8 protein-coding genes are annotated in these 17,633 nt (G+C 67.2%); 4 read left to right on the plus strand and 4 right to left on the minus strand.

What is annotated here, in order from left to right; all coding sequences use genetic code 11:
- Positions 1 to 24 precede the first annotated feature (24 nt).
- A complete protein-coding gene (locus J3476_RS13950) occupies positions 25 to 435 on the minus strand; it encodes a cyclic nucleotide-binding/CBS domain-containing protein (protein ID WP_207067035.1) in 411 nt (136 codons plus the stop codon).
- Between the two features lie 661 nt (positions 436 to 1,096).
- On the opposite strand from J3476_RS13950, the gene J3476_RS13955 reads away from it, so the two are divergent.
- Both J3476_RS13955 and J3476_RS13960 read left to right on the plus strand, forming a co-directional pair.
- Positions 1,097 to 7,447 carry a Calx-beta domain-containing protein gene (locus J3476_RS13955; protein ID WP_286183014.1) on the plus strand — a complete coding sequence of 2,117 codons (6,351 nt, stop codon included), beginning with the start codon at positions 1,097 to 1,099 and terminating at the stop codon, positions 7,445 to 7,447.
- A 42-nt stretch (positions 7,448 to 7,489) separates the two neighbouring features.
- A complete protein-coding gene (locus J3476_RS13960; protein ID WP_207067037.1) occupies positions 7,490 to 8,449 on the plus strand; it encodes an alpha/beta hydrolase in 960 nt (319 codons plus the stop codon).
- A gap of 62 nt (positions 8,450 to 8,511) precedes the next feature.
- Here the strand turns inward: J3476_RS13960 and J3476_RS13965 are convergent, their stop codons facing one another.
- The 3 genes from J3476_RS13965 to J3476_RS13975 all read right to left on the minus strand — a co-directional run bounded on the left by J3476_RS13965 (position 8,512) and on the right by J3476_RS13975 (position 11,772).
- Positions 8,512 to 8,814, minus strand: a complete 303-nt coding sequence (locus J3476_RS13965; RefSeq protein WP_207067038.1) for a Rieske 2Fe-2S domain-containing protein — start codon at positions 8,812 to 8,814, stop codon at positions 8,512 to 8,514.
- A gap of 87 nt (positions 8,815 to 8,901) precedes the next feature.
- The gene (gene nirB, locus J3476_RS13970; protein ID WP_207067039.1) at positions 8,902 to 11,418 is read right to left on the minus strand and encodes a nitrite reductase large subunit NirB; all 2,517 of its coding nucleotides are present in this window, start codon (positions 11,416 to 11,418) and stop codon (positions 8,902 to 8,904) included.
- The gene (locus tag J3476_RS13975) at positions 11,419 to 11,772 is read right to left on the minus strand and encodes a molybdopterin oxidoreductase (protein ID WP_207067040.1); all 354 of its coding nucleotides are present in this window, start codon (positions 11,770 to 11,772) and stop codon (positions 11,419 to 11,421) included. It abuts the gene before it with no gap.
- Between the two features lie 374 nt (positions 11,773 to 12,146).
- Here J3476_RS13975 and J3476_RS13980 point away from each other — a divergent pair, with 374 nt between their 5' ends.
- On the plus strand, positions 12,147 to 13,541 hold the full coding sequence (locus J3476_RS13980) for an MFS transporter (RefSeq protein WP_207067041.1): 1,395 nt from the start codon (positions 12,147 to 12,149) through the stop codon (positions 13,539 to 13,541).
- A gap of 31 nt (positions 13,542 to 13,572) precedes the next feature.
- A complete protein-coding gene (locus tag J3476_RS13985; RefSeq protein ID WP_207067042.1) occupies positions 13,573 to 17,610 on the plus strand; it encodes a bifunctional nitrate reductase/sulfite reductase flavoprotein subunit alpha in 4,038 nt (1,345 codons plus the stop codon).
- Positions 17,611 to 17,633 lie beyond the last annotated feature (23 nt).

The raw sequence follows: 17,633 nt of genomic DNA on the forward strand, positions 1-17,633 counted from the left end.
CCGATCCTGCCGGGTGCCGCCCGCTCAGCCGTCGGCAGCCTCGGAACTGTAGGCGCCCAGCAGATCCCGGGCCGAGACGACCCCGACCAGCGACCCGTCCTGTTCGACCAGGATATGGCGGATGTAGTGCTCCATCATCCGGTTCGCCACCTCGTCGACGGTGTCCTCGGCGCTCGCCCAGACCAGTTTGGTACTGGCGACATCGCCGGCCCGCACGGTGGTCGGATCACTGCCGGCGGCCACCACGCGCACGACATCACGCTCGCTGAGGACCGCGGCGGGGCGTTGCTCGTCTCCGACCACGACCATGCCGACGTCACGGGAGACCAGCGCACGGGCTACGTCGGCGATGGAGGCGTCGGCAGACACCCGTGCCACCGAATCACCGGTGAGAGTCGAGACCGGGGTGGAGCCAACCAGCGGTATACGTGTCATCCCTTCATGCTGCTCGGTGCGCTCGCCTGCGCCTAGTGACCTCCGACCCTTCTTCTGGGGATCTCGGACCCTGCGCCGAGATCTGGTATTCGATGTTGCTGAACACTGGTCATGACTACCGATGCGCGAGAACAGTACTTTGCTCAATGGCACTGATCCGTATACTCGGCCGAGGCGATGTAGTCCCGTGGTCACCGGTGATGTCATTCATTTGGACACTGCCGCGCTCATTGTTCGCGTATTCGACAATCGCAAAGAAGTTAGTCGCCGGACTACCTGTCGGCTGGCTGACGGGATCTCTTCAAGGCCGATAATGATATTTGCCGAAAGCGGCTTGCACTTGTACGATCAGCCGATCTGAGCTGCTAGATGATGCTACAAAACGTTGTCCTTCGAGTTAGCTTAGATAGGTCAACTATGTGTCTGTGACGGCGCATCTGGGTCAAGAGACCTTCATCCTTGACGCTGCCGTCGGAAGTCGGGTTGAATGCTTTTCACAGTCGTTAATATCGTTTCGTGATCGGAATCCAGGCCGGGGCCGGCCACCGAGATGCGGGCGCTGAGGTGAGACGGGAGTGCGTTGCTGATGGGTTACGGACGATTTGTCGGACGTGTTGGTGTGTTAGCTGTGGCGTTGGGGATCGGGTTGGCCGGTCCAGCGGTGGCTACTGCGGACCCCTCCGACGAGAGCAGCACCAGTGGAGCCGGTCCCGACAACGCCAGCACCGAGGCGGCGAGGACCGGGGCGGCCGCGGAGGCCTCGACAGATCCCGACGACTCGAACTCGGACGCCGACCCGGCAGGTGCGGGTGACACCGCCCTCGATGACGCCGAACAGGACGACGTCGATGCCGCGGACGCCGTCGCCGACGAACTGGACGAGATGGTCGACGACGAACAGAACGACGAGCTCGAGGCCGTCGCTGCGGAGGAAGACGGGGTCGTCGTTGCCGACGGGGCTGCCGACCCGGCCGGCTCCGATGACGACGCCGCCGACCCGGACGACACCTCCGATGTCGGTGCCGAAGGCCAGGTGAGCCCCGGTGTCGACCTGGATTCCCCTGTCGGTGATGTCGAGTCGAACGGCGCCGCCGCAGCCGATCCGGCCGACGGCTCTGCTGGGTCTGCGTACGGATCGCCACCGGCCGAGGAGGCGCCGGCCGAGTCCGAGCCGGATGCGCAGACCGCGTCTGAGCCGCAGTCCGAGCCTGCTCCGACCGACGCCGCGGTCGGCAGTGACGGCGGTCAGCCGGCGACAACCGCCCGGTCCGCCGCCACGGCGCTGCGGCAGCAGTCGACGCCCGACGCCGCCACCACTGTCGTCGACACGGACGACGCGTCGGTCGACCCGGCACCGCAGACCGCGACCACGGGTCTGGCCGGGTTGGTGTCGAAGTTCCTGGGGCTCCTCGGAATCGGGCCGTCGGCCGGCGACACCGGCGTCCCGCTGCCGACCTTCGAATTCGTCACCGCGGTGTTCGGGGCGATCCGGCGCGAGATGGACCGGTTGTTCTCCAACGACGGGCCCAACGCCGCGCCGGTGTTGACCGGGCAGGCGGGGCCGGGAGTGCTCACCGGGTCGCTGGGCGCCACGGATCCCGAGGGCGACCCGTTGCGCTACAGCGTGGTTCAGGCGCCCGGCCAGGGTGCGGTGACCGTCGACGCGGACGGCGACTTCGTCTACACCGCCGGCCCGGATCTCGCCGCCGCCGGTGGCACCGACACCTTCGTCATCCGGGTCCGCGACACCGGGTTCCGGCTGCTGTCCGCCGGCCCGCGCACCACCGAGGTCCCGGTGACCGTGACCGTCTCCGCCGCCGAGGCCGGTGGCGGTGAGACGTCTGCAGCCGCCGCGCCGACCGCCATGCTGCTGGCCGCGGCGCAGGCCACCTCCACCGGCAGCGGATCGGTGTATCAGGTCAGCGCGTCAGGGCCGGACATCGTCGGCTTCGACCCGGCCAAGGACAAACTCGACCTCGGTGACGTGTCAGTGCACAACTTCATCGTCGTCGACACCGCCGAAGGCGTCGGGTTCCGCAACCCGTGGTCAGGTGAGACGGCGATCGTCCAGGGTGTGTCGCTGGGTCAGCTCACCGTCGACAGCTTCACCCCGATCATCAACGATCACCTGCGCCAGGATCTTTCGGGCGCACTGGCGTGGGAACACGGCGTCACCGCGGCGCCCGGCACGGTGTATGCGCGGTCCCACGAAGTGGGCCAGATCGACCGCGTCGCATTCGACGCCGCCACCGACGTCGTCGACTTCCGCTACTACGGCACCCGCGAACAGCTCTACATGACAGACACCCCCGAAGGCGTCGTCATCTCGAACGCGGGGACCGGTCAGGCCCTGATCCTGCAGGGCGTCACCACCTCCCAGCTCACCGCCACGAACTTCGTCTTCCACAACGCCCAGGTCCGCGAGGACCGGTTGCACCTGCAGCTCGGCATCGGCACCGTGCCCAACTCGCAAGTGCTTCCCCAGGGGGTGCCGATCGCCGGCACCGACAACTGGCCGACGGCCGCCGGAAACGGTGCGCCCCCGAGCGGGCAGACCGGCACCACCACGACGATCGCGTGGCAGTACGGCACCCACACCACGCTCGACTTCGACCCTGCCGCCGACACCCTGGACTTCGGCTGGTTCAAAGCCCACGAATTCGCCGTTGACGAAGTCAGTGGCTCGACCCGCATCGCCATCGTCAACAACAACCAGTCCTACACGTTGACCGGTGTCGGCCTCGGTGAGCTCCAGATGAGCAACATCGTCGCCCTCGACGACACTGCCCGCGCCAAGTGGCAGACGCTGATCTCCAACGCGGCGCCGCCGGTTTCGAGTCCGACCGTCTCCGTCGGTGACGCCAGCGCCTCCGAAGGTGACTCGGATTCCACGACGCTGACCTTCACAGTGACCCTGTCCGAGCCGGCCGGTCAGCCGGTCACAGTCAGCTACTCCACAGCCAACGGCACCGCCACCGCGGCGGGCGCCGACTACACGCCCACGGTCGGCACGCTGACCTTCGCCGCCGGTGAGACCGTCAAGACGGTGAATGTCGCGGTCACCGGTGACACCATGATCGAGCTCGACGAGCAGTTCACTTTGAACCTGTCGGCGCCGGTCAACGCTGTCATCGGTGACGGCGTGGGCGTCGCGACCATCGTCAACGACGACGTCGACACCGCCCCGTCGACTCCGCCGGCGGTGTCCATCGCCGACCTCACCGTCGCCGAGGGCGATGGCGAGCACAGCCACTTCATGTTCACGGTGACCTTGGACAAGGCGTCCGACGAGACCGTGACCGTGCAGTACTCGACGTCCGACGGCACGGCCATTGCCGGTGTGGACTACACCGCCACCACGGGCACCGTCACGTTCGCGCCGGGCGTCACGACACAACTCGTTCATGTCGACGTCATCGGTGATGCCGCCGCAGAGCCGAACGAAACGTTCACAGTCACACTGTCGAGCCCGGTCGGCGCGACGCTGGCCGACGGCAGCGCGATCGGCACCATCACCGACGACGACACCGTCACCACCATGCCCGGCCTCAACTCAGGCAACCCGGGCGACGAACTGTGGGGAGAGGCGTTCTACGCTCCCTACGTCGACATGGGTCTGTGGCCCGTCCCCGACCTCGTTGCGATTGCGCAGAGTCGCGGTGCCTCGTTGGTGACGCTCGGCTTCCTGCAGGCCACCCCCGACGGCAAGCTGGCCTGGGCCGGTCTGTCTGCGTTGGCGCCCGATTCGGACTTCGAACAGGCTCAGGCCATCAACAGTTCCATCGCGGCGCTACAGGCGGCCGGCGGTGACGTGATGATCTCATTCGGTGGAGCCTCCGGCACCAGCCTGGCCCAGTGGTACGCCACCCGCGGACTCAGTGCCCGTTCCCTGGCCGACGCCTACGTCGCTGTCGCACAGACGTATTCACTGCATCGAATCGACTTCGACATCGAGGGGGCCGCGGTAGCCGACGCTGCCTCGATCGCGTTGCGCAGCCAGGCGTTGGCGTTGCTGCAGCAGGATCTGCCCGACCTCGAGGTGTGGTACACGCTGCCGGTGTTGCCCACGGGCCTGACCGCCGACGGCCTGAACGTGGTCCGTTCGGCGGTCGACGCGGGCGTCACACTCGACGGGGTCAACGTGATGGCGATGGACTACGGCGAGTCCGCCGCGCCGACCAGCGGCCCGAACGCCAAGACCATGGGCGCCTACGCGATCCAGGCCGCCGAGTCCACCTATGCCCAATTGTCCGCGCTCTACGGCGAGTTCGGTCAGTCCTTCGGCTGGAATCAGGTCGGGGTGACGCCGATGATCGGGGTCAACGACGTCACTACCGAGGTGTTCACGGTCGCCGACGCCCAGGCGCTCGAAGAGTTCGCCCGCGCCAAGGGTCTCGGGATGCTGTCGATGTGGTCGGTGGCCCGCGACACCCCGGGCAGCCTCGGGCAGGCCTCACCCACCGCATCGGGCCTCGACCTGCCCGCCGGCAGCTTCAGTGCCGTCTTCAACGACTACGGCACCGCCAACGACGTCGGCGACGCGCTACCCACGCTGTCCATCTCCGATGCCTCCGTCGTCGAGGGCGACGGCGGGCAGACCCACGTGATGTTCACGGTGACGTTGAGCGCGGCCTCGGATGAGGCGGTGTCGGTGGGGTATGTGACGTCGAACGGGACCGCCACGGCGGGCGTGGACTACACGGCGGGATCCGGGGTGGTGACGTTCGCGCCCGGGGTGACCTCGCAGATGGTGCATGTGACGGTCACCGGGGATACCGCGGTGGAGGGGAACGAGACGTTCACGGTGAGTTTGTCGAATCCGTCGGGGGCGACGATCGCTGATGGTTCGGCGGTGGGCACGATCACCAATGATGATGTGGCGCCGACTCCGACGCCGGGTGCGTCGTCGGTGACCTATGTGGTCTCCGATGACTGGGGTTCAGGTTTCGTGGCCGGGGTGAAGGTGACTGCGGGTTCGGCCTTTGACGGCTGGACGGTGGAGTTCGATACGCCGGCTCAGATCAGCAATATCTGGAACGCCGAGATCGTCAGTCATGTCGGTCAGCACTATGTCGTGCGTAATGCGTCGTGGAACGCCAAGGTGGCCGCGGGGCAGAGTGTGGAGTTCGGTTTCCAGGCGGCGCCCGGTGGTGGGTCGTCGGCGGTGACGGGGTTCAAGGTCAACGGGTCGTCGACCGGTGGGCCCGCGCCGGTGGTGCCGAAGGTGTCGGTGGCTGATGCGTCGGTCGTCGAAGGCAACAGTGGCACCACGCAGTTGACGTTCACGGTGACGTTGGATGCGGCCTCGGATGAGGCGGTGTCGGTGGGGTATGTGACCTCGAACGGGACCGCGACGGCCGGGGTGGACTACACCGCCGCAGACGGCACCATCACCTTCGCGCCCGGGGTGTTGTCCCAGCAGATCAGCGTCACCGTCACCGGGGACGGAACTGCCGAAACCGACGAGACGTTCACGCTGACCCTGTCCAGCCCGTCCGGGGTGACGGTCGCCGACGGCTCCGCGACCGGCACCATCGTCAACGACGACGTGATCAACCCGGCGAACCTGATGCTGAGCATCTCCGACGCGTCGGTGGTCGAAGGCGCGCCGGGCAGCGGCGTCGCCCCCGGCTGGTTCAGCACATCGGGTAACCAGATCGTCGACTCGGCAGGCAATCCCGTGCAGATCGCCGGTATCAACTGGTTCGGCATGGAGAGCGACATCTTCACGCCGCACGGGCTGTGGACCCGCAACTATCAGGACATGATGGATCAGATGGTGGCCCTGGAGTTCAACACCATCCGGCTGCCCTACTCCAGTGAGATGTTGCACACCACCAAGATGCCGTCCGGCATCGACTTCTACCGCAACCCCGAACTGGCCGGGTTGACCCCGATCGAGATCATGGACGAGGTCATCCGTTATGCCGGCGAGGTCGGGCTTCGGGTGATCCTCGACCACCACCGCAGCAGCGCCGGGGCCGGCGCCACCGCCAACGGGCTGTGGTACGAGGGCCAGTACACGGAGGCGCAGTGGATCGCGGATTGGCAGATGCTGGCCGCGCGCTACGCTGACGACCCCACCGTGATCGGGGCCGACCTGCACAACGAACCGCACAACGGGACGTGGGGCGGTGGGGGCGCGACCGACTGGGCGGCGGCCGCCGAGCGTGCCGGCAATGCGATTCTGGCGGTCAACGACAACTGGTTGATCTTCGTCGAGGGCGTGGCCAGCTATGAGGGACAGCACTATTGGTGGGGCGGCAACCTGATGGGGGTGGCCGACCGGCCCATCGTGCTCGACGTGGCCGACCGGGTGGTGTATTCGCCGCACGACTATCCGAACTCGGTCTACGCCCAACCGTGGTTCCAGGGCGCCGATTTCGGGGACGCGTTGCCCGACAAGTTCGAGCAGATGTGGGGTTACATCTACGAGCAGAACATCGCCCCGATCTATCTCGGCGAGTTCGGTACCAGGCTCAGCGATCCCAAGGACGTCGTCTGGTACGAGGCGATCACGTCGTACCTGTCGGGTGACTTCGACAACGACGGCACCATCGACATCGCCGCGGGCACCGAGGACATGTCGTGGACGTTCTGGTCGTGGAACCCCAATTCGACCGACACCGGCGGCATCCTGGCCGACGACTGGAACACGGTCAACGCGAACAAGCTGGTCTATCTCGAGGCGTTGCAGTTCGACTTCGACGAGGGCACCTCAGGTGTGTTGGCGAACTTCGTGGTGACCCTGGCCCAGCCGTCGAACCAGACGGTGACGGTGCAGTACGCGACGTCCAACGGCACCGCCACCGGCGGCGACGATTACGTCGCGGCCACCGGCACGCTGACGTTCGCACCGGGGGAGACCAGCAAGACCATCAGCGTGGTGGTGCTCGGCGACACCGTCGCCGAGGGCACCGAGAGCTTCCTGGTCACGCTGTCCAGCCCGACCGGTGCCACGGTCGGTGACGGCACCGGCACCGGCACGATCACCGACGCCACCGTCGTGTAGCCGACGCGTCCGAGCTCGTGGACGGTGTGACAACCTGGAGGCATGGGAAGGTACGCAGGTGTTTTCGGCCCGCACGCTCCGGAAGCCACCTATGTCGCGCACGACTACGCCGAACAACTCTTCGACACCGGCGAGGTCGAGCTCAACTACGCAGTCACCGGCCGGTCCGACAAGCCGGCGCTGCTGCTGATCCCAGGCCAGTCGGAATCCTGGTGGGGCTATGAGGCGGTGATGCCGCTCCTGGCGGAGCACTTCCAGGTGCACGCCGTGGACCTTCGCGGGCAGGGCCGTTCCACCAGGACCCCGCATCGGTACACCCTCGACAACATCGGAAACGACCTCGTTCGTTTTCTCGACGGGGTCATCGGTCGTCCGGCCTTCATCAGCGGTCTGTCCTCAGGTGGCCTGGCCAGCGCCTGGCTCTCCGCCTACGCCAAGCCCGGCCAGGTGATCGCGGCATGTTGGGAAGATCCGCCGTTCTTCAGTTCGGAGACCGCGCCCGTCGTGGGGCCGCCGATCACCGACAGCATCGGTCCGCTGTTCGGGTTGTGGGCGAAGTATCTCGGAGACCAGTGGAGCGTCGGCGACTGGGACGGGTTCGTCGCCGCGGTGCCGGAGGAACTGGCCGACTGGCAGGCCCACGTCGCGCTGGTCGTCGGTACCGAGGAGCCGGCCCAGAACCTGCGCGAGTACGACCCCGAGTGGGGCAAGGCTTTCATCACCGGAGCGTTCGCCGCCAGCTGCCCCCATCACGTGATGCTGAGCCAGGTGAAGGTTCCGGTGCTGTTCACCCATCACTTCCGGATGATCGACGAGAGCTCCGGGGGGCTGATCGGCGCGTGCTCGGACGTGCAGGCCGGGCGGGTGACCCAGTTGGTCAAAGGTGGCGGCGCGCCGCTCACCTACCGGTCGTTTCCGATGATGGGTCACTCCATGCACGGCCAGGACCCGGCAATGTTCGTCGAGATCTTCGTCGACTGGGCATCCACATTCACGCGGTGACGGACTGGCCACGGCGCGGCGGTGACGAGTTGCACCCACACTCGCCGCGTCTCTGACCCCGTTCAGGTCAGCGTGACCCGGATCGTGCCGTCGACCTCGGTGACCGCGTAGCAGGGCACCGACATGTCCGCCCCGGACACCTCACGGCCCGTGCAGAGATCGAACGTGTGATTGTGCAGCGGGCACACGATGACCCGGTCGTCAGCCAGGCCGTCGGCCAACGGTCCGCCCTTGTGCGGGCAGACCGCACCGACGGCCCGCAGCGACCCGTCGCGGAGCCGGAAGACGGCGATCTGCTCGCCGTCGACGGCGAACGTGCGCCCCTCGCCGACAGGCACCTCGTCCAGGCGGCCCACCTCGGTCATCGCCACACCTTCCGTTGAGACTGCGCCAGCAGCGGGATTTTCACCGAAAACACGACGCTGGACGCAGTCTCAACGCGGTCGTCGCCCTCATCGGACCGGCACCTTCGGCAACGGCAGCAACGGCAGCGACGACCGGAACTGGCCCTCCGAACGCGGTTCCTGCCCGTCTCGCCACGGGTCGCGGTAGGCGTCGATCGACTTCTGCATGCGCTCGTCGAGACCGGCGACGAAGTCGTCGTCGGGATCCTCCACGAGCACCTCCCGCAGGTGCTCGATGCCGACCCGAGGCACCCACTTGTACGTTCGCTCAAGCCAATTGGCGCCCTCACGGTAGTACTGCAGGAAGCGTCCGGTCAGCGTCATCACCTCCTCGGGTGAATCGACGGTGGCCAACAGGTCGCCCTTGCGAATGTGCGCGCCCGCCGCGCCGCCGACATAGATCTCCCACCGGCCGCCGTCGACGGCGACGACGCCGAGGTCCTTGCACAGTGCCTCGGCGCAGTTGCGGGGACAGCCGGTGACGGCCAGCTTCATCTTCGCCGGGCTGGCCAGCCCCTGGTAGCGCTCTTCGATCGCGATGCCCAGTGCGGTGGAATCACCCACGCCATAGCGGCAGAAGTCGCTGCCCACACACGTTTTCACGGTCCGGAAGCTCTTGCCGTAGGCATACCCCGACGGCATGTCCAGGTCCGCCCACACCGCGGGCAGATCCTCTTTGCGGACTCCGAGCAGGTCGATGCGCTGTCCGCCGGTCAGCTTGATCATCGGGATCTCGTACTTCTCGGCGACATCGGCGATCTTGCGGAGTTGCGCGACGCTGGTGACACCGCCCTTCATCTGCGGCACCACCGAGAAGGTGCCGTCGCGTTGGATGTTGGCGTGCACCCGGTCGTTGATGAAGCGGGCGTCCCGCTCGTCGACGTACTCGTCGGCCCACATCATGTCCAGTAGCGACGCCAGCGCCATCTTCGATCCGGCGTCCTCCTTGCCGTCGGGCGCCAACGCGGCGAACACCGACGACACCGAATGCAGCTTGAGCTCGCGGATGTGGTGCATCAGCGTCGGTTTGTCGTAGGGAATCCCAGGGACGTACCACGACGCCGACGGGTCTTCGGTCACCGCTCCGCCGGCCGCCCACTCGACGACCTGGCAGACCAGCTCCTTACAGGAGCCGCAACCCTTGCCGGCCTTGGTCTTGGCCATCACGCCGCTGACCGACTTCTCGCCGTCCTGCACGCAGGACACCAACGCGCCCTTGGACACCCCGTTGCAGTTGCACACCTGCGCGTCGTCGGCCAGTTCGGCGACCCCCAATTCGACGTCGGGGGTGCCGATGTCGAACATCAGCTCCACGCGCTCGTCGGGCAGCGGCAGTTGACTGTCGAAAGCCTGGGTGAGGAACGACACCTTGGAGACGTCGCCGACCAGCGTGGCACCCACCAGCTTGCCGTCGCGGATCACGATCGTCTTGTAGACACCGTGCTTGGGTTCGGAGTACTGCACGAATTCATCGTCGGGATGCTCGGGTGCCTTGATGCCCATCGAGGCGACGTCGACCCCGGCGACCTTGAGCTTGGTCGCCACCCGCGACCCGTGATACGCCGACGACGCATCCCTTCCGGTCAGGTGGTCGGCGAGTACCTTGGCCTGCTCCCACAGCGGGGCCACCAGACCGTAGACCTGGCCGCGGTGCTGGGCGCACTCACCGACGACGTAGACGTCGTCGTCGTCCACCGAGCGCATGTGGTCGTCGGTGACGATGGCGCGTTCGACGGTCAGCCCTGCCCGTTGCGCCAGCCCGACATTGGGCCGGATGCCGGCGGCGATGACCAACATGTCGCAGTCCAGGCCGGATCCGTCGGCGAACAGGACCCGCGACAGTCTGCCGTTCTCGACGACGACCTCGGTGGTCCGCTTCTCGGTGTGCACGCCGATGCCGAGGCCCTCGACCGACTTGCGCAGGATGTCGCCGCCGAGTTCGTCGAGTTGGGCGTTCATCAACGTCGGCCCGGCGTGCACGACGTCCACAGTCAACCCCCGGTTCTGCAGCCCGCGCGCGGCTTCCAGGCCCAGCAGTCCGCCGCCGATGACGACGGCCTTCGTGCGGGTAGCCGCCTCACCGATCATGGCCGCGGTGTCGTCGAGGGTGCGGAACCCGAACACGCCGTCAGCCAGCGTCTTGTTGTCGGCCCACAGCCCGGCCATCGGCGGAAAGAACGAGCGGCTGCCGGTGGCCAGGATCAACTTGTCGTACCGCATCGCGGTGCCATCGTCGGCGTACACGAGGTGGGCGAAGGTGTCGACGCGAACGACACGGACTCCGGCCCGCAGGTCGATGCCGTTGTCGGTGTACCAGTCCATCGCGTTGAGGTAGATCTCGCCCGGATCGTCGACGCCGGCCAGCACGTTCGACAGCAGGATCCGGTTGTAGTTGCCGTACGGCTCGTCACCGAACACCGTGACGGTGAACCTCTCGGCACCATCGCGGGCCAGAACCTCCTCGATGGCCCTGATTCCCGCCATGCCATTGCCGACGACGACGAGATTGGACTTGTCGGTCGGGTGTGCCTGTCCGTTGGCGGAAGCGGTCTCGACGACGGTCATCTAGACCTCCACCAACCCGAGGTCGACGATGACGGTGCCGGACGCGCCTCCGGGCGCGGCCACCTGCAGTTCGAGCACGGTGTCGGCGAGAAGATCCTCGACCACCCGCAGCGCCACATGGGTGGCGCCTCGGGCGGCGATCGGGAAGTAGCGCATCGGTGCGCCGTCGCGGCAGAGCACGACGGTGATCATCTGATCGCTGGAGTTCCCGCCGCGGAAATACACCGGTTGCGTCGTGGCCCCGGCGGGCACGGTGTAACGCAGTGAATCATCGAGTGGAGCCGGCTTGTCGTAGCCGCTGCCGTCGAAGTCGAACGCGCCTTGCAGAAATCGGGGCGTGCTGCCGTCGGTCATGCGCTGGTCTCACCTTCTCGTGGAGTCGCGGTCGTCGGCCGGGCTGCTCTCAGCCGGTGCACTGTACGGTCGAGTCGCTAAACGTTGTGCGACAACGGGTTCAGCGCTAGCGTGGAAAAGCCGACAGCGGGTGGAATTGCGGCCTCAGCCCGAAGCTAGGCCGCAGGTGTTACGGCATTGTTTCGTTGATGATTCAGCGATGAATACCGTCGCTGACATCGCCGATTCGGCGGCGTTGAGATCTTTGTTGCGGCCGTTTAACGGCTGTCGTCAGGGTCCGTAACACGGGATTCCTAGCGTCGACTGCACAGCCATGGCTCCGAGACGGCGCCTGGACAGTTCGGCCCCAGCCACCATTCCCGAGGAGAGACCCCGTGACGGTCACGAGTAACCCGGCGCCCGACATCGCGGCACCCCCGCAGACCCACCACAAGGGCAAGCACTGGATCGACGACTGGCGGCCCGAGGACCCGGAGTTCTGGAACGGCACCGGCCGCCCGATCGCTCGGCGCAACTTGATCTTCTCGATCTTCGCCGAGCACATCGGCTTCTCGGTGTGGTTGCTGTGGAGCATCGTCGTGGTCCAGATGACCGCCGCGGCCGACGGCAGCGCGGCGGCCTCAGGGTGGGCGTTGACCACCACCCAGGCGCTCTGGCTGGTGGCCGTACCCAGCGGTGTGGGGGCGTTCCTGCGCATCCCGTACACGTTCGCGGTGCCGGTTTTCGGTGGCCGCAACTGGACGGTGGTTTCGGCTCTGCTGCTGTTGATCCCGTGTCTGTTGATGTCGTGGGCGGTCAGCGACCCCGGCTTCTCGTTCGTCGGACTGTGCCTGATCGCGGCCACCGCGGGTTTCGGCGGTGGCAACTTCGCCTCGTCGATGGCCAACATCTCGTTCTTCTACCCGGAACGGGAGAAAGGCTGGGCGCTGGGACTCAATGCCGCCGGCGGCAACATCGGGGTTGCGGTGGCCCAGAAGATCATCCCGCTGGTCGTGGTGGCCGGCGGTGGCGTGGCGCTGTCGCGCGCGGGATTGTTCTACGTTCCGCTGGCGATCGCCGCCGCGGTGTGCGCGTTCCTGTTCATGAACAACCTCACCGAGGCCAAAGCTGATGTGAAGCCGGTCTTCCAGTCGTTGCGCCACCGTGACACCTGGATCATGTCGCTGCTCTACATCGGCACCTTCGGCTCGTTCATCGGCTATTCGGCGGCGTTCCCCACCCTGCTCAAAGCGGTCTTCGACCGGGGTGACATCGCGCTGGCATGGGCGTTCCTCGGCGCCGGCATCGGCTCGGTGGCCCGTCCGCTGGGAGGTAAGCTCTCCGACCACTACGGCGGAGCACGGATCACGGCACTGAGCTTCGTGATGCTCGCGGTCGGAGCCGCCGCGGCGCTGTGGTCGGTGAACGCGGTGAACCTGCCGATGTTCTTTGTCGCCTTCATGTTCCTTTTCGTCGCCACGGGCATCGGCAACGGCTCGACCTACCGGATGATCTCGAAGATCTTCCGTGTCAAGGGTGAAGACGCCGGCGGCGCCCCGGAGACGATGGTGCTCATGCGCCGCCAGGCGGCGGGCGCGCTCGGCATCATCTCGTCGGTCGGCGCGTTCGGCGGGTTCGTGGTGCCGCTGGCCTACGCCTGGTCGAAGGCCCAGTTCGGCAACATCCAGCCGGCGTTGCAGTTCTACGTGGTGTTCTTCATCCTGCTGCTGGCGGTGACCTGGTTCTTCTACATCCGCAAGAGCACCCGCATGGGTCAGGTCGGGGTGTGAGCCCAGCCGAATCGACACGTGCTAGGAGACCATGGCAGACCAAGTCGACTCATCGACACTGACCCGCACCGCGTGCTCGTACTGCGGGGTCGGGTGCGGTATCTCGGTCGAGACCCGCGCCGACCCCGCTTCGGGTGCTCCGGTGATCGCCCGGGTGAGCGGAGATCGCCTGCATCCCACGAATTTCGGGCGGCTGTGTACCAAAGGCGCCACCCATGCCGAGTTGATGGCCGCCACCGAGGGCAGGCTGACCACCGCGCTGGTACGGTCGGGCCGCGACGATGATGTGGTGAGCACGCCCGTCGACGACGCGCTCGCGCAGGCCGGCGCGCGGCTGCGCGCCATCGTCGACGAGCACGGCCCGGATGCGGTGGCCCTCTACGTGTCGGGCCAGATGTCCATCGAGGCACAGTATCTGGCGACCAAGCTGGCCAAGGGCTACCTGCGCACCATGCACATCGAATCCAACTCGCGGCTGTGCATGGCCAGCGCGGGCACCGGGTTCAAGCAGTCGCTGGGCTCCGACGGCCCACCCGGCTCCTACACCGACTTCGACTCCACGGACCTGTTCTTCGTGACCGGGTCCAACATGGCCGACTGTCATCCGATCCTGTACCTGCGCATGGTCGACCGGCTCAAGGCCGGCGCGCAGCTCATCGTCGTCGATCCGCGCCGCACCACCACGGCCGACAAGGCCGACCTGTTCCTGCAGATCCGGCCCGGCACGGACCTGGCGCTGCTCAACGGCCTGCTGCATCTGCTCGTGCAGAGCGGTGACATCGACACCGAGTTCATCGCCGAGCACACCGAAGGCTGGGAGGCCATGCCGGCGTTTCTCGCCGACTATCCGCCGCATCGGGTCGCCGAGATCACCGGCCTGGCCGAGGACGACATCCGCACTGCCGCACGGATGATCGCCGAGGCGGGGGAGTGGATGAGCTGCTGGACGATGGGGCTGAACCAGAGCACCCACGGCACCTGGAACACCAACGCGATCTGCAACCTGCACCTGGCCACCGGAGCGATCTGCCGTCCCGGCAGCGGACCCATGTCGTTGACCGGGCAACCCAACGCCATGGGTGGCCGGGAGATGGGTTACATGGGGCCGGGTCTGCCGGGGCAGCGGACGGTGCTGTCGGCCGACGACCGCGTCTTCGTCGAGCAGCAGTGGGACCTCGAGCCCGGCACGATCCGCACCGACGTCGGGCCGGGAACCGTGGAACTGTTCCGCCGGCTCGGTACCGGCGAGATCAAGGCGGTGTGGATCATCTGCACCAACCCCGTGGCCAGCGTCGCCAACCGGGCGTCGGTGATCGAGGGTCTGCGCGCCGCAGAGTTGGTGATCACCCAGGACGCGTACGCCGACACCGCGACCAACCGGTACGCCGACATCGCGCTGCCGGCGACGCTGTGGGCCGAATCCGATGCAGTGATGGTCAATTCCGACCGCAATCTGACCCTGCTGTCGCAATCGATCCCGCCGCCGGGGGATGCCCGCCCAGACTGGGAGTTGATCTGCGGGGTCGCCCACCAGCTCGGGTTCGGCGACGCGTTCAGCTACAAGACCAGCGAAGATGTCTTCGACGAGATCCGCCGGTTCCACAATCCGGCCACCGGCTACGACCTGCGCGGGGTCAGCTACCAGCGACTGCGGGAAACCCCGGTGCAGTGGCCTGCCCCGCCGGGGTGCGCCGACCGCAATCCACTGCGCTACCTCAACGACGGGGTTTCCCAGACCCTGCACACAGACGCCGACGGACGGAGTCCGCGGCTCGCCTTTGCAACGCCGTCGCGTCGGGCCGTGTTCCACGCCCGTCCGCACATGGACGCCGCCGAGCTACCCGACGACGAGTTCCCGATGGTCCTCAACACCGGCCGACTGCAGCACCAGTGGCACACCATGACCAAGACCGGCAAAGTCGCCAAGCTGAACAAGCTCAACAGTGCTCCGTCGATCGAGATCCATCCCGATGACGCCGCGGCGCTGGGCATCTGGGACGGACGTCAGGTCGAGGTGTCCTCCCGCCGCGGTCGGGCAGTGCTGCCGGCCGTCGTCACCGACAGGGTGCGCCCCGGCAACACGTGGGTGCCGTTCCACTGGAACGACGAGCAGGGCGACGCGCTGGCGGTCAACGCCGTCACCAACGACGCCGTCGACCCGGTGTCGCTGCAGCCCGAGTTCAAGGTGTGCGCGGTGCGGCTGACCCCCGTACCCGTCGAGTCGGCCCTGCCGGTCACCGCGGACGCTCCCGAGTTGACCGAGGACGAGAAGCTCTACCTGTCAGGCTTTCTGACCGGGCTGGACGGTGGCCTGCCCGGGGTTCCCGTGCTGCCCGGCGCCGCCCCGGTCAGCGCCCGGGTCCGGCTGTGGGCCGACGGCCTGCTGGCCGGCCGGTTCTCCCGGCTGCCGCGGACCGCTGACGACAGTGCGGCGGGGCTTGCGCCGACAGATGCTCCGCTGGTGCTGTGGGCGTCGCAGACCGGTAACGCCGAGGAGTTCGCCGGCACACTGGGTGGGCGGCTACCGGGCGCCCGGTTGCAGGCCATGGACGACACGCCCCTGTCCGAGCTCGCGGCTGCGAACCGGATCATCCTGGTCACCAGTACGTTCGGCGACGGCGGCCCCCCGGACAACGGCGCCGACTTCTGGGAGCGGCTCACGGCGCCGGAGGCGCCGTCGCTGGCCGGAGTGCAGTACTCGGTGCTCGGCATCGGCGACCGGTCCTACGACAACTTCTGCGGCCACGCCAAGTCACTGGACACGCGCCTGGCGGACCTGGGCGCCACCAGGATGCTCGACCGCACCGAGTGTGAGGCCTACGACCAACAGCAGATGACGCAATGGGCGGACTCGGTCGTCGATCTCGTGACCCCCTCGAACGATGCGCCGCCGCGTGTCGGGACCGAGGGAGCTTCCGAGGCGGTCGCGCCGGCCGCAGATCCCGAGTCGACGCTGTTCACCCGGGCGCACCCGATCGACGCGCCGCTGTGCCGTAACACCCGGCTCACGCCGACCGGAGCCGCCAAGGACGTGCGGCAGTTAGGCTTCGACATCAGCGCCCACGACGTCAGCTACGCGGCCGGGGACTCACTGGGCGTCTACGCGACCAACTCGGACTTCGTCATCGAAAGCTGGCTCACCGCAACCGGGTTGCACGGTGACGAGGCGGTCGTCGTCGACGGCGCCGAGATGCCGATGCGCGAGGCGATCCGCCGCCACTTCGACGTGTGCAAGGTCACCACCGGCCTCGTCGGGTTCGTCGCAGAGCACGCTCCCCTCAACGCGACACTGAAGAGGCTGCACAGTGACCGTGACGAGTTGCAGGCGTGGCTGGGCCGGCGCAACGGACTTGACCTGGTGGGCGAGTTCGCGGTGCGTGCGGACCCGCAGGAGTGGGCCCATGTGCTGGTCCGGCTGACCCCGCGGCAGTATTCGATCTCGTCGAGCCCGCTGGTCAGTCCTCACGAGGTGCAGCTGACGGTGTCGGTGGTGCGTTACGTCGGCGCCGACGGCGGGCCGCGCGCCGGGGTGGCGTCGAGTCATCTGGCCGAGCTGCCCGACTGCGCCCCGGTGCCCGTGTTTCTGCAGCGGTCCCCGCACTTCCGTCCCCCGCAGGACCCGCAGACCCCGATGATCATGGTCGGGCCGGGCACCGGCATCGCCCCGTTCCGTGCGTTCCTGCAGGAACGGCGCGCGCTGGGCCACCCCGGACGCAACTGGCTGTTCTTCGGCGACCAGCACCGCGCCCAGAACTTCTACTACCGCGACGATCTGACCGACATGGTCGACGACGGGCATCTGAACCGGCTGGATCTCGCGTTCTCGCGTGATCAGGCCGAGCGGGTGTACGTGCAGCACAAGATGCTCGACTACGGCGCCGATGTGTGGGACTGGCTGCAGGACGGCGCACATTTCTACGTCTGCGGTGACGCCACCCGGATGGCCAAGGACGTCGACCGCGCCCTGACAGCGATCATCCGGGACCATGGCGGCATGAGCGACGATGCGGCCCGGGACTACAAGCGCCAGCTGGTTGCGGACAAGCGCTACGTGCGCGACGTGTACTGACGGACTCGAGCCCGTAGCCGTGG

The organism is Mycobacterium sp. PO1, assembly GCF_017312405.1.
Lineage (GTDB): Bacteria > Actinomycetota > Actinomycetes > Mycobacteriales > Mycobacteriaceae > Mycobacterium.

Coding starts and splice junctions, on each gene's coding strand:
- J3476_RS13965 (WP_207067038.1), bottom strand. CDS start 8,814: ATGACCGAGGTGGGCCGCCTGGACGAGGTGCCTGTCGGCGAGGGGCGC.
- J3476_RS13950 (WP_207067035.1), bottom strand. CDS start 435: ATGACACGTATACCGCTGGTTGGCTCCACCCCGGTCTCGACTCTCACC.
- J3476_RS13975 (WP_207067040.1), bottom strand. CDS start 11,772: ATGACCGACGGCAGCACGCCCCGATTTCTGCAAGGCGCGTTCGACTTC.
- J3476_RS13960 (WP_207067037.1), top strand. CDS start 7,490: ATGGGAAGGTACGCAGGTGTTTTCGGCCCGCACGCTCCGGAAGCCACC.
- nirB (WP_207067039.1), bottom strand. CDS start 11,418: ATGACCGTCGTCGAGACCGCTTCCGCCAACGGACAGGCACACCCGACC.
- J3476_RS13985 (WP_207067042.1), top strand. CDS start 13,573: ATGGCAGACCAAGTCGACTCATCGACACTGACCCGCACCGCGTGCTCG.